Source organism: Aurantimicrobium photophilum, assembly GCF_003194085.1.
In the GTDB taxonomy this organism is placed as follows: domain Bacteria; phylum Actinomycetota; class Actinomycetes; order Actinomycetales; family Microbacteriaceae; genus Aurantimicrobium; species Aurantimicrobium photophilum.
The window spans coordinates 214,667-227,282 of record NZ_CP023994.1; the positions used below are offsets into that span (position 1 = coordinate 214,667).

The window sequence follows — 12,616 nt, forward strand, 5'->3', positions numbered from 1 at the left end:
CACTCACTGTGGCTCCGGTTTATCCGGAGCCACAGTTGTTTAAGCGACCTTCTGAACTATCCACAAGGCCCTTAACGACTCTTATGGGTGTCAGTGGTTGGAGCTAAATTCTGGCCATGGCATTCAAGCGGGCAGACAAAGTTTTTGTAGATGAATCGAAAGAACGTGGCTATTTTCTGGTAGCTACAAGTTCAGAAATCAACACACTCCGAGATTCAGATAAGGCTCTGAGGAAACTGCTAAAAACTGGCCAACGACGCCTTCACTTCAAAAGTGAGAGCGACAGCCGTAGACGCGAAATTCTGTCTGTAATGTCCAGATTGGATTTGAGTGTGACCGTATTTGTTTGCCAGGGGCTTTCTGAAAAAGAGGCTCGAGCCTTATGCCTTAAGGCTCTAATTGGTATGGCGGTAGATTCGGAAATCTTCTCGTTAGTCATTGAGCGTGATGAGTCCATCGTGCAAGCTGATCGGCGAGTGATTGCCGGAATACTCCTAGCGCAGGAAACCTCACTGCAATATTCGCTTGTTGGTCCTCACGAACATCCACTGCTGTGGGTGAGCGATGCTGTTGCGTGGTCATTCAACAGCGGTGGTGACTGGCTCAGAAGGAGTAGCCCCATTGTGGACGAAGTAATTTATCTCACTTAAAAAGTGTGAGCCTGGCTCGCGAACCGTCCGGAACACTGCCAAGCTCTAAGGGCTACTGCCCGCCACTGCTCTAATGATACGCGAGCTGGATGAAAATTTCTAGTCACTGTTAGCACTTCATTGGTTGCAAAGGATAGTCAGAGGTTGCTCAGGAGTAGGCTCGAACCATGTCTTCTCCCGGTGCATCTGCTGTGCCCGAGAAGCTCTCTCGTTCCGGCTTGCTCTACGCTTTTGGCGCTTATGGCCTATGGGGATTGTTCCCGCTGTACTTCCTCATGTTGGAGCCGGCTACCCCCTTTGAAGTTGTTGGCTACCGCATCCTGTTCTCTCTGATCTTCTGTGCCTTCTTGATTGCGGTCACCAGGAACTGGAAGAAGCTGTTCGCCATCATGGCGCAGCGCAAGCTCATGCTTACTCTCGGTGTTGCAGCGGTTCTGATCTATATCAACTGGCAGGTCTTCATCATCGCGGTGTTGAGTAACCATATTGTGGAGTCCTCACTGGGCTACTTCATCAACCCCATCGTCACGGTGGTGTTGGGTGTGTTGGTGCTGCGCGAGAAGCTTCGTCCCCTGCAGTGGGTTGCCGTCGGTATCAGCTTTGTCGCCGTCATTGTTCTCACTGTGAGCTATGGCACCATCCCCTGGATCTCGCTGACCTTGGCGGCGTCCTTTGGTCTCTATGGCTTAATCAAGAAGCGCACCGGTGGCGTCGTCGACGCCATTAGCGGCCTCACCATTGAGACCATCTGGATGACGCCGGTGGCGATCATCCAGTTGATCATTGTGTCCAACCTGGTGGGCCTGACCTTCTTTGGCTATGGCATTCCCCACACCTTGCTTTTAGCTTCTGCCGGTGTTGCCACGGCAGTGCCCTTAATCATGTTTGGTGCTGGAGCCAGGCGTCTACCGTTGACCGCCATCGGTTTGATCCAGTACTCCACACCCGTCTTCTCGTTCTGTATGGCTGTCTTCGTCTTGCACGAACCCATGCCACCGGTTCGCTGGGTGGGCTTCTTCATCATTTGGGTGGCACTGATCGTGCTCACCACAGACATGCTGCGCAATGGCAAAGCAAACAGACTCGCTCGCGCAGCAGAAGAGCTCACTATCGAATAGAGCGCGTGCCATCAGCACGAACTGGGAATCTGGTCGGTACTGTTGAGCGGTAAGTTCGCTTTGATGAAAAGGGTTACCGTGGGTTTCAACAAAATTGCCACCGTGTTCGTTGCTGGTGCAGTAGTTCTCGGAATGGCTGCCTGCTCGGGCGGTTCCGCCGTTACTCCCACCGTGACCCCGACTGCTGTAAAGCCTTCCGGTGATGGCATCTTGCGCATCGGTGACATGACCCCGGTCTCGGGTGACCTTGCTGCGTATTCGGCAGCACAGGCTGCCGGTGTTGACCTCGCTGCTCAGGAAGTCAATGAGCAGGGTGGTTACAACAAGGTTCCCGTTGAGGTGCTCCACCGCAACGCAGGCGATGGTGACCCTGCTGCTACCGAAGCTAGCTTCAACGATCTCGTCTCGCGTGGCGTGGACGTCATTATTGCTCCTGCTTCGGCAACAGTGGTTGCCACTCTGGAAGAACTCGTAGCGAAGAACGACAGCAATGTGGCCATCGTCTCCATTGCCAACAAAAAGACTGCTCCTAAGGGAGCAACCGTTGCCGCGATCACTCCAGATGAGACACTGAGCAAGCGCCTCAAGGCGTCAGACCCCAGCCTGTCGGAGCTCGGTTACGGCGCTGAAGCGTATGACCTTGCCATTGCATCCATCCTGGCTGCCACCGTCAGCAAGGATGACGGCGGCGCATCCATTACTCAGGGCCTGATCGCCGTTACCCTGCAGACCGGCTTCCCCTGCACCAGCTACGGCATGTGTGTCTCGGCTGTCGGCGACAAGCAAGCCATCAACTACACCGGCCCTGCAGGCCAGATCAACTACGACCCCACCACCGGTGTTGCCTACTTCGGCAAGACCATCGACGTGGCCAAGAAGTAGTCACACGCACAATTTCTCCGTTTTAAGCACCAGATAGGCGTTTTCGCCTGCTTTTGTGACGCTTTCTTTCGGTATCAAACAGTTTGTTACCTAGTTGTAACCCGCAAATGTTGTCTGGGGAAACATCTCTCGCCTATTTTGGTAATACAACAGTGCGCATCGTTGCGCTCTGATTACATAAATCACCAAGGAGTACCATGCGAGAAATTTCTCTCCGCACTCGTGCACTCGGTGGTCTTGCTCTCGCAGTAACCTCAGCACTCGTGCTGGCTAGCTGTGCAAGCGGATCAACCGACGGTGGCTCATCAGACTCTGCCTACAAGGCAGCTGACTGTGCAGCTGACAGCACTAGCGACAACACCTTCAAGGTAGGAACCCTCCTGCCCATCACCGGTAACCTTGCCTTCCTCGGCCCACCCGAAATCGCTGGTGTTGGTCTTGCAGTAGCAGACATCAACGCAGCTGGTGGCGTTAACGGAACCGACGCTTGCCTCTACAGCACCGACTCCGGTGACTCGAGCGATATGTCTGTTTCTACCGCTTCGGCAGAAGACCTCATCAAGCAGAAGGTATCGGTTGTACTTGGTGCAGCTTCTTCCTCCGTATCTCTCAACGTTGTTGACTCGTTCACCGAGGCTGGCATCGTGGAGATCTCTGCTGACACCTCTGCAGCCCTTTCCGGCTACAGCCCCTTCTACTTCCGCACCGCACCACCAGACACCGTACAGGGCTCTGCTCTCGGTCAGCTGATCACCGGTGACGGAAACTCGAAGATTGCATTCCTCGTATTCAACGACTCCTACGGAACCGGTCTTCGTGACTCGACCGAGGCTTCCATCGTTGAAGCTGGTGGCTCCGTTGTATACGGTGCCAAGGGCGCTGGCCAGGAGTTCCCTCCTGCTCAGACCACCTTCTCTTCTGAGGTAACTGCTGCTCTGGCTACTCAGCCTGACGCACTCGTAGTTATCGCATTCGACGAGACCAAGGCAATCATCCCCGAGCTCGTAGCTCAGGGTTGGGACATGGCTAACACCTACTTCACCGATGGAAACACCGGATCCTTCGAGAAGGACTTTGAAGCAGGTACCCTCGAAGGTGCTCAGGGAACCATTCCTGGTGCAGCTCCTTCGGACGAGCTGAAGGCACTCCTCGGCAAGTACTGGTCTGACGTTCAGGGCGAAGAGCTCACTGACTTCAGCTACGCTGCCGAGTTCTACGACGCAACCGTTCTTGCAGCACTTGCTGCAACCAAGGGTGGCGCAACCACTCCTGCAGCAATCCAGGAAAACCTGGCTGCTGTATCGGGTGCTAACGGTGGCGAAAAGTGCACTACTTACGCTGACTGTGTAGCTCTCATCAAGGATGGTAAGGACATTCAGTACCAGGGTCCATCTTCGGTTGGTCCTTTCAACGCTAAGAATGACCCATCCTCCGCGTTCATCGGTATCTACAAGTACAACGATGTAAACGTTCCAGTATGGGCATCCGCTGTTGAGGGTAAGTCCTAAACAGTAAATGCACTGAAGTTGTCACCCCCTGGGCCTTGGCCCAGGGGGTGACCTCTTTTAACTCGGTTTGTACTTGTTCCACCAGATCTTGCCATCTCTGAATTTGTCCACATCTAGATCGGCGCAGCATTTACAGATCCTGCTGACAGTTAATCTGCGCAGATGAGTGAAAAAACAACTTTACATTTAAGTAAAGTTTCCCGTACGCTGATTTATGTGGGAACACATTTTGCAATTGAATGTGCCATTCGAAAGGATGGCACTTCGCCTGCCATGAGGATGCTGAATCAGCTTGCGCAGGCCCGGGTGGAGATTCCAGATTTTCCACCACCGGATACTGCTCAACCATTGTTTCTAACCGATCTGATGATTTTCATCAAGGAAATCGCAGATGGGTACCTGCCTCGGTCAGGTGCTCTGAATTACCTCACAGAGGGCGTATGGGAACTAAAAAGAGAAACGATTCGCATCACCTTTTATGACACTGATGGAGCGGGGAATTTCCACGGTCACCAACGCAAGAGTTTCCTTGAAGATCAGTTCTATCCGATTTTGAGATTAGGGCACAGTTTCGTCAAACAATCAGCGAAAACGTCTCAGGAAGATATTAATCTGGCACTCCTTACTAGAAAAGAGGACATTGATTATGACAAAGCAAGCTAAGGCAGCACTTACGGTGTTTGATGACCTTGGCACCTCTCCTCTGGGTGCTCGTGAACTTGCCGCGTCTCAACTTACAAATGATGCGCTTGTTCTTCTTCAGACAGCGTTGTCGAGTACAGGTGTCACTCAGAAACAACTGGCAGAAATATTGGGCATTGGCGAAAGTCGTGTTTCCCAAGTTGTGAATGGTGATGGCAATCTCAAACTCACTACCTTTGCCAGATACATGAGAGCTTTGGGTTACGCCGTCACGTTCAACGTCACACCTGTGGAACGCACTAGTCCTGAACTAACCCGTGAACGCAGAAAACCAGCGATCACCTCAAGCCAGAGGAAAGTCATCAACCCTTAGGGGTTGAATTACTCCCACTCAATAGTTCCTGGTGGCTTGCTGGTGACATCCAGCACGACGCGGTTCACGCCAGCAACCTCGTTGGTAATGCGGTTCGAGATCTTGGCCAGGAGGTCGTAGGGAAGACGAGTCCAGTCTGCAGTCATCGCGTCTTCTGAAGACACGGGACGCAAGACGATGGGGTGACCATAGGTGCGGCCATCTCCCATGACGCCCACGGAACGCACATCAGCCAGAAGAACAACAGGGCACTGCCAGATCTGGTCGTCGAGACCTGCAGCGGTCAGCTCGTGACGCACGATGGCGTCTGCTTCGCGGAGTAGGTCCAGACGCTCCTGAGTGATCTCACCGACGATGCGAATACCGAGGCCGGGACCAGGGAAAGGCTGGCGCCCCACGATTTCGTGGGGAAGACCGAGTTCGCGACCAATGGCGCGGACTTCGTCCTTGAACAGGGCACGAAGTGGCTCCACCAGCTCGAACTGCAGGTCATCAGGAAGACCACCCACGTTGTGGTGGCTCTTGATGTTGGCAGTTCCACTGCCACCACCAGATTCCACCACGTCGGGGTAGAGGGTTCCTTGAACCAAGAACTTGATGGGTTCGCCATCGGCAGCAGCTTCGGCCATGAGGTCGCGTTCTGCCTGCTCGAAGGTGCGAATGAATTCGCGGCCAATAATCTTGCGCTTAGTCTCAGGGTCGCTGACACCTGCGAGGGCGTTCAAGAACTGCTCGCGCACGTCCACAGTCACCAGGCGAATGCCGGTGGCCTTGACGTAGTCTTCTTCAACCTGGCGGCGCTCGTCCTGACGGAGCAGACCGTGGTCCACAAAGACACAGACCAGCTGGTCGCCCACAGCCTTGTGAACAATGGCCGCTGCCACAGCGGAGTCAACACCGCCAGATAGACCGCAGATCACGCGGCTGGTGCCCACCTGAGCGCGGATAGCAGCAACCTGCGTCTCAATGACGTTCTCGCTGTTCCAGTCCGCAGGAAGCCCAGCACACTTGTGCAGGAAGTTCTCCAGTAGATCCTGACCACACTCAGAGTGCTTGACCTCAGGGTGCCACTGAACGCCGTAGAGACGGCGTTCGTCGTTGGCGAAGGCCGCAACAGGAGTTGCGTCCGTCGAGGCAACGACGGTGAATCCTGCCGGTGCGGTGGCGACCTGGTCACCGTGGCTCATCCACACTGTCTGAGTCGTGGGCTGTCCGCCCACGAGAGCGTGGTCTGCCTTAACAGCCATGTCGGTTGCGCCGTATTCGCGTCCCCCCGTCTGGGCAACGGCTCCGCCAAGGGCCTGAGCCATCACCTGGAAGCCGTAGCAAATACCAAAGACGGGAATGCCGAGTTCGAGGATGGCAGGGTCGAGTGAAGGAGAGCCTGGCTCATAGACGCTGGAGGGGCCACCGGAGAGCACAATACCCACGGGGTTCTTGGCTGAGACCTCAGCAGCGGTAATCGAGTGGGGAACAATCTCGGAATACACGCCCGCTTCGCGAACGCGACGGGCAATGAGTTGTGCGTACTGGGCGCCGAAGTCAACGACGAGTACGGGCTGGGGCTGCGTCACGCGGCCTCTCCTTTTGCTGGGGTGGGGGATTGGAGAACAGAGGGGTCTTGGGTTGCCAGGAATGCCACAACCTTCTTGGCATAGAAGTGCTCAACAACGAAGGACAAACCAGGGATGATGCCACCGAGGGCAATGATGAGCAGCTTGCCAAAGCTCCAGCGCATCATGGACCAGATACGGAAACCGGCAAAGAGATAAACCACATAGAGCCAGCCGTGGATGACCAAGATGCCAATAGAGAGGTTGATAGCTTCAACGGTGTCGTTGGGAACAAGAGCCAGGAAACCCTGAGGGCCAAAGAGTTCAATCTCATAGCCAGGCTCAAGGAAGATGAAGTCACCAGTAGCAGGATCAACCATGCCGTTGGGGGCAACGAAAGCATTCGTGCGGTAGTCGATGCAGTACTTCAGAATCATCTCGGCAACGAGAAGAAGAAGGAACGTACCGGTGATGTAAGACATCACCTTGTAGAACTTCAGTGCCTTCGGAATCCGAGGGATATCAACGGTGCGCGGGGCTAAAGGCATGGCTCTAGTTTACTTCGCCTCGAGCTGAGCTTTTTCTTCGAGTTCACGCTCATAGGCGTCCTTGACCAGGCGCCACCAGATGAAGAATGCGAAGCCAGCGAAAACAATCCACTCCACGGCATAGAAGATGTTCAGCCAGTTCACGGAGCCCTCATTCATGGGCGGAATGGATTCAATAACGTCCAAACCCGAAGGGGCAACATCGGCCACGAGATAACCCTCATAGACCGGGCCGGTGAAGTCGGGCCAGAGGTTCACCAGCGACGCCACGGAGAGCGTGCTCTCCACAAAAGGCCCTTGGTCACCTTCGGGGACCACTGGTGCCTCGGTGGGCATGAAACGTCCCGTCACCACGGCAGGTTCAACCTCAGCAGCGGCATTGAGCTCGTCTTCCACGGCCAGCACCGTAACTTCGTCCGCAGCCCAGCCCAGAGCAATGGGCAGCGAGCCTTCTTCAGCGAGGAAGCGACCCACGAGCCAATACCCTGCCTCACCGTAGTTGAGTCGGCCAGTGAGCACGGTGTAGGAATCAGGAACGAGCACACCGGTGACTTCAGTCATATGACCACTGGCAACCTCGGAGGGTGCGATTCCGGGCACCTGTAACTCCACCAAGGGAATGATGGTCTCGGATTCAGCATCAATGGGCTGCGAGGCAATGATGGCTCGTTCGAGCTGCCATTGACCCAGCCACGCAAAAGCGGCAGCAGCTCCCATCACCAGGAGCAGGAACGCAATCCAGCGAACTTTCAGAGCAGTACGCAGCATCAGGCAGGCATCTCGGTAATCGAGGGCACGGCCGTGCGAATAGCGTTGGCTGCTTCATCAGTAGTTTGCTGCTCGGCAGCAAACTCTGCTTCGATGCCGAGACGGAAGTTCTTTACTTCCTTCTTTTCGTGAGCTGCGCTCCACCCGAGCAGTGTGCCCATGATCTTGCCCACCACGACAGCAGCTTCAATGCCCCGATCCCGCGTTTCAATGGTGAAACGCGTGCGACGGGACAGCACGTCTTCGATGTGCAGAGCACCCTCGTGAGTCACGGCATAGGTGACCTCAGCCAAAAGGTAGTCAGGGTTGCCAGGCAGTGACTCAGCCTGCGTGGGATCAGACGCAATGATAGCGAGCAGATCTTCTGCCATAGAGCCGTAGCGGTTGAGCAGGTGCTCCACCACAGACTTCGGCAGACCCGCACGCGCAGCGGTGCGCGTGCGACGATTCCAGGAGGCCTTGTAACCCGCAGCACCCAGCAGGGGAACCGATGCGGTCACACTGGCAGGGATAGAACCTTCACCAGCCAGGGTGTTGAGTTCTTCCACGGCCGCATCCACGGCGTCGTTGGCCATCACGCGGTAGGTGGTCCACTTACCGCCGGCAATGAGTACCAGCCCAGGCTTGGGCTTAACCACGACGTGTTCACGGCTGAGCTTCGTGGTGGATTCAGAGTCACCGGCCAGCAAGGGACGCAGACCCACATACACGCCCTCGATATCGTCGTGCGTAATGGGGTCATCGAGTACTGCGTTCACGTGATCGAGCACGTATTGAATATCTGTGGCGGTGGCAGAAGGATGTGCCTTGTCGTAGTGCCAGTCCGTGTCGGTAGTGCCAATGATCCAGTGGCGGCCCCAGGGAATAACAAACAGCACAGACTTCTCGGTGCGCAGCAGGAGTCCCATGACCGACTTGAAGCGATCACGCGGAACCACAATGTGGATTCCCTTCGATGCCCGCACGCGCAGCGTGCCGCCATCGTGGACAAGCTCTTGGGTGGTTCCGGTCCACACGCCGGTGGAGTTAATGACCTGTTTGGCGCGGATAGGGAATTCGGCGCCAGTCTCCAGATCGCGCACGGTAACCCCGACGACCTGACCCTTCTTCTGCAGGAAGCCAATGACCTCGGTGCGGTTCGCCGCGTGAGCGCCGTTGGCGACCGCCGTGCGAACCAGATTCACGACATAGCGGGCATCATCGACGCGACCGTCGTAGTAGCTCATGCCACCGATGATCCCGGAGGACTTGAGGCTGGGGGCTGCCAGACCAATCTGGCGCTTACTCAGGTGACGGTGGTGTCCGACGCCGGGGCGACGGCCACCGGCATAAGAAAAGATGTCATAGAGCAGCATGCCTGCACCCACATAGGCACGTTCCCAGATGGGGTGCTCCACGGGGTAGAGAAAACGAATTGGCTTGACCAAGTGGGGAGCCAACTGCTGCAGCAGCAACCCACGCTCGGTGAGCGCTTCCTGCACCAAGTGGAAGTCGAGCTGCTCGAGGTAGCGAATACCGCCGTGAACCAGCTTGGAGGAACGGCTCGAGGTTCCGGCAGCCCAGTCCTGTGCTTCGACCACACCGACGTTCAGTCCACGGGTAGCCGCATCCAGAGCACAGCCAGCGCCCACAATGCCGCCACCAATGATGAGAATGTCGAGCTCTTCTGCTGCCATGGCAGCCAGCGCTTCAGCACGGGACTGCGCATTGAGCACTCCTTGGCCTGAGGCCTGAGATGAAGCGGTGTCCGTCATGACTAGAGTGACACGTCAGCAGAAGGAGCAGTGGTAGCAGCACTGCCTGCTGCGCTGTAAGGGGCAACAACAACCTCCACGCGCTGGAACTCCTTGAGGTCGGAGTAACCGGTAGTCGCCATCGAGCGGCGCAGGGCGCCGACAATGTTGGCGGTGCCATCTGCCACAGCAGCAGGACCGTAGAGAAGCTGTTCGAGCGGGGCAACCTGGCCCACGTGCACGCGGTTACCGCGAGGAAGCTCACCGTGGTGTGCTTCGTGGCCCCAGTGCCAGCCACCACCAGGAGCATCGGTGGCACGAGCAAGCGCAGAACCGAGCATGACGGCGTCAGCACCACAGGCAATGGCTTTCACCACGTCACCAGAGGTGCCGAGGCCACCATCTGCGATGACGTGGACATAGCGTCCACCGGACTCGTCCATGTAGTCGCGACGTGCACCGGCAATATCCGCAATTGCGGTTGCCATCGGTGCGTGAATACCCAAAGAAGCACGTGTGGTCGAGGCAGCACCGCCACCGAAGCCGACCAGAACACCGGCAGCACCGGTGCGCATCAAGTGCAGGGCTGCGGTGTAGGTGGCTGCGCCACCAACAATGACAGGAACGTCGAGTTCATAAATGAACTTCTTGAGGTTCAGAGCTTCGGTCTCCTTGGAGACGTGCTCAGCTGAAACCGTGGTGCCACGGATCACAAAGAGGTCAACACCAGCGCTGACTACGGTCTGGTAGAACTCCTGGGTGCGCTGTGGAGACAGCGCAGCGGCCACGGTCACGCCAGAGGCGCGAACCTCGGCCAGACGCGCTGTGATGAGCTCAGCCTTGATGGGCTCGGCATAGAGCTCCTGCATGCGCTTGGTTGCGGTTGCTGCAGGGAGAGAACGAATCTCAGAAAGAACAGGAAGCGGGTTCTCATAGCGAGTCCACAAACCCTCGAGGTTCAGAACACCCACACCACCGAGCTTGCCCATGGCAATAGCGGTCTCGGGGGAGACCACCGAGTCCATGGGGGCAGCGAGGATTGGAATCTCGAACTGGTAGGCATCAATACCCCAGCTGACCGAGACATCCTGAGGGTCACGGGTGCGACGACTCGGGACAACAGCGATGTCATCGAAGGCAAAAGCGCGGCGAGCACGCTTTGAGCGCCCGATCTCAATTTCAGTCACGGTAGTTCCCCAGACTCGTTTGTTCGTTACTTACGGTAGTTCGGTGCTTCGACAACCATCTGGATGTCGTGTGGGTGGGACTCTTTCAAACCAGCAGCGGTAATGCGCACGAACTTGCCGTTCGAGCGTAGCTCCGCAATAGTGCGGGCACCCACATAGAACATGGACTGGCGCAAACCACCCACCAGTTGGTGTGCCACGGCAGAGAGAGGTCCACGGTAGGCCACGCGGCCTTCAATACCTTCAGCAATGAGCTTGTCATCGCTAGGAACGTCAGACTGGAAGTAGCGGTCCTTTGAATAGGAGGTGCGCTCGCCGCGGGTCTGCAGGGCACCCAAGGAACCCATACCGCGGTAGCTCTTGTACTGCTTGCCGTTGTCGAAGACGAGGTCGCCGGGGCTTTCGTCACAGCCAGCAAACAATGACCCCAGCATCACAGACTCAGCACCTGCAACAAGTGCCTTGGCAATGTCACCGGAGTACTGCAGACCACCATCAGCAATAACTGGAACGCCAGCGGGGCCAGCTGCTTGGTAGGCCTCCCAGATGGCGGTGACCTGAGGAACACCAACTCCAGCAACCACACGGGTGGTGCAGATAGAACCGGGACCCACACCGACCTTGATACCGTCAACACCCGCGTCCACCAGTGCCTGTGCACCGGAACGTGTTGCCACGTTGCCACCGATCACATCGATGTGTGCAAAGGAAGGGTCAGACTTGAGCTTCTTAATGATCTCCAGCACACCAGCGGAGTCACCGTTAGCGGTATCGACAACAAGAACGTCCACGCCGGCATCGCGGAGTGCCTCCGCACGCTGCCAGGCGTCACCGAAGAAACCAATTGCGGCACCGACGCGCAAGCGTCCTGCGTCGTCTTTGGTGGCGTCGGGATACTTCTCGGACTTGTCAAAGTCTTTCGTGGTGATCAAACCGGTGAGCTTGCCCGCACCATCAACAATGGGCAGCTTCTCAATCTTGTGCTTACCCAGCAGGGCAATAGCGTCATCAGCTGAGACACCCACAGGCGCAGTCACCAACGGCATGGGGGTCATCACCTCGCGCACGGTGAGTTTCTGCTTGTCAGCTTCAGAGACAAAGCGCATATCGCGGTTGGTAATAATGCCAACGAGTACTCCGTCGGCGTCCACGACAGGAAGGCCACTCACGCGGAACTGACCACACATGCGGTCAACCTCAGCAACAGTAGCGTCGGCACTGGTGGTGACGGGGTTGGTGATCATGCCGGACTCAGAACGCTTGACCTTATCTACCTGGTCAGCCTGATCTTCAATAGAGAGGTTGCGGTGCAAAATGCCAATACCGCCCTGGCGGGCCATGGCGATAGCCATGCGGGCTTCGGTCACGGTGTCCATAGCGCTGGAGATCAATGGCTTGTTCAGCGTGATGCGGCGGGTGAAGCGGCTGGCGGTATTTGCCTCGCTCGGAATAACGTCCGTGTGGCCGGGAAGCAGCAATACGTCGTCGTAGGTAAGTCCAACAAATCCGAAGGGATCGTTCTGGGCCATTGATTCCTCGTTCTTAATCTTTTTGTCTGAAATTCCGGGCAATTTTCCGCGCCGTTACAGTAATGCAACGCTCTTCAAGCTTAACGTGTTGGCGCGAGCTGTCATTCCCCTACTAAAGTCTTATC

12 protein-coding genes are annotated in these 12,616 nt (G+C 56.4%); 6 read left to right on the plus strand and 6 right to left on the minus strand.

Annotated features, from left to right (window positions below):
* Positions 1–404 precede the first annotated feature (404 nt).
* From AURMO_RS08870 to AURMO_RS01170, 6 genes are all read left to right on the plus strand, one after another.
* Positions 405–650, plus strand: coding sequence for a hypothetical protein (locus AURMO_RS08870; RefSeq protein WP_162532625.1), 246 nt, complete (start codon positions 405–407; stop codon positions 648–650).
* A gap of 167 nt (positions 651–817) precedes the next feature.
* On the plus strand, positions 818–1,768 hold the full coding sequence (gene rarD, locus AURMO_RS01150) for an EamA family transporter RarD (RefSeq protein WP_110232762.1): 951 nt from the start codon (positions 818–820) through the stop codon (positions 1,766–1,768).
* A 78-nt stretch (positions 1,769–1,846) separates the two neighbouring features.
* Positions 1,847–2,650, plus strand: a complete 804-nt coding sequence (locus AURMO_RS01155; RefSeq protein WP_162532626.1) for an ABC transporter substrate-binding protein — start codon at positions 1,847–1,849, stop codon at positions 2,648–2,650.
* A gap of 197 nt (positions 2,651–2,847) precedes the next feature.
* Entirely contained in the window at positions 2,848–4,158 is a 1,311-nt protein-coding gene (locus tag AURMO_RS01160; protein WP_110232764.1) for an ABC transporter substrate-binding protein, read from the plus strand.
* A gap of 162 nt (positions 4,159–4,320) precedes the next feature.
* Positions 4,321–4,821, plus strand: coding sequence for a hypothetical protein (locus tag AURMO_RS01165; protein ID WP_162532627.1), 501 nt, complete (start codon positions 4,321–4,323; stop codon positions 4,819–4,821).
* On the plus strand, positions 4,805–5,173 hold the full coding sequence (locus tag AURMO_RS01170) for a helix-turn-helix domain-containing protein (protein ID WP_110232766.1): 369 nt from the start codon (positions 4,805–4,807) through the stop codon (positions 5,171–5,173). Before AURMO_RS01165 ends, AURMO_RS01170 begins: the two co-directional genes overlap by 17 nt.
* Before the next feature lie 8 nt (positions 5,174–5,181).
* Here the strand turns inward: AURMO_RS01170 and guaA are convergent, their stop codons facing one another.
* Genes guaA through guaB form a run of 6 tightly spaced genes read right to left on the minus strand, consistent with a single transcriptional unit; the run spans position 5,182 to position 12,491 of the window.
* Complete coding sequence (gene guaA, locus AURMO_RS01175; protein ID WP_110232767.1) at positions 5,182–6,747, minus strand: glutamine-hydrolyzing GMP synthase; 1,566 nt, start codon at positions 6,745–6,747, stop codon at positions 5,182–5,184.
* On the minus strand, positions 6,744–7,274 hold the full coding sequence (locus AURMO_RS01180) for a DUF3817 domain-containing protein (protein ID WP_110232768.1): 531 nt from the start codon (positions 7,272–7,274) through the stop codon (positions 6,744–6,746). Before AURMO_RS01180 ends, guaA begins: the two co-directional genes overlap by 4 nt.
* 9 nt (positions 7,275–7,283) lie before the next feature.
* Entirely contained in the window at positions 7,284–8,042 is a 759-nt protein-coding gene (locus tag AURMO_RS01185; RefSeq protein WP_110232769.1) for an SURF1 family protein, read from the minus strand.
* The gene (locus tag AURMO_RS01190; RefSeq protein WP_110232770.1) at positions 8,042–9,796 is read right to left on the minus strand and encodes a glycerol-3-phosphate dehydrogenase/oxidase; all 1,755 of its coding nucleotides are present in this window, start codon (positions 9,794–9,796) and stop codon (positions 8,042–8,044) included. Before AURMO_RS01190 ends, AURMO_RS01185 begins: the two co-directional genes overlap by 1 nt.
* A 2-nt stretch (positions 9,797–9,798) precedes the next feature.
* The gene (locus AURMO_RS01195) at positions 9,799–10,962 is read right to left on the minus strand and encodes a GuaB3 family IMP dehydrogenase-related protein (protein WP_110232771.1); all 1,164 of its coding nucleotides are present in this window, start codon (positions 10,960–10,962) and stop codon (positions 9,799–9,801) included.
* 26 nt (positions 10,963–10,988) lie between these two features.
* The gene (gene guaB, locus AURMO_RS01200) at positions 10,989–12,491 is read right to left on the minus strand and encodes an IMP dehydrogenase (RefSeq protein ID WP_110232772.1); all 1,503 of its coding nucleotides are present in this window, start codon (positions 12,489–12,491) and stop codon (positions 10,989–10,991) included.
* Positions 12,492–12,616: the final 125 nt, after the last annotated feature.

Coding starts and splice junctions, on each gene's coding strand:
- guaB (WP_110232772.1), bottom strand. CDS start 12,491: ATGGCCCAGAACGATCCCTTCGGATTTGTTGGACTTACCTACGACGAC.
- rarD (WP_110232762.1), top strand. CDS start 818: ATGTCTTCTCCCGGTGCATCTGCTGTGCCCGAGAAGCTCTCTCGTTCC.
- AURMO_RS01190 (WP_110232770.1), bottom strand. CDS start 9,796: ATGACGGACACCGCTTCATCTCAGGCCTCAGGCCAAGGAGTGCTCAAT.
- AURMO_RS01180 (WP_110232768.1), bottom strand. CDS start 7,274: ATGCCTTTAGCCCCGCGCACCGTTGATATCCCTCGGATTCCGAAGGCA.
- AURMO_RS01170 (WP_110232766.1), top strand. CDS start 4,805: ATGACAAAGCAAGCTAAGGCAGCACTTACGGTGTTTGATGACCTTGGC.
- AURMO_RS01160 (WP_110232764.1), top strand. CDS start 2,848: ATGCGAGAAATTTCTCTCCGCACTCGTGCACTCGGTGGTCTTGCTCTC.
- AURMO_RS01165 (WP_162532627.1), top strand. CDS start 4,321: ATGAGTGAAAAAACAACTTTACATTTAAGTAAAGTTTCCCGTACGCTG.
- AURMO_RS01185 (WP_110232769.1), bottom strand. CDS start 8,042: ATGCTGCGTACTGCTCTGAAAGTTCGCTGGATTGCGTTCCTGCTCCTG.
- AURMO_RS08870 (WP_162532625.1), top strand. CDS start 405: ATGGCGGTAGATTCGGAAATCTTCTCGTTAGTCATTGAGCGTGATGAG.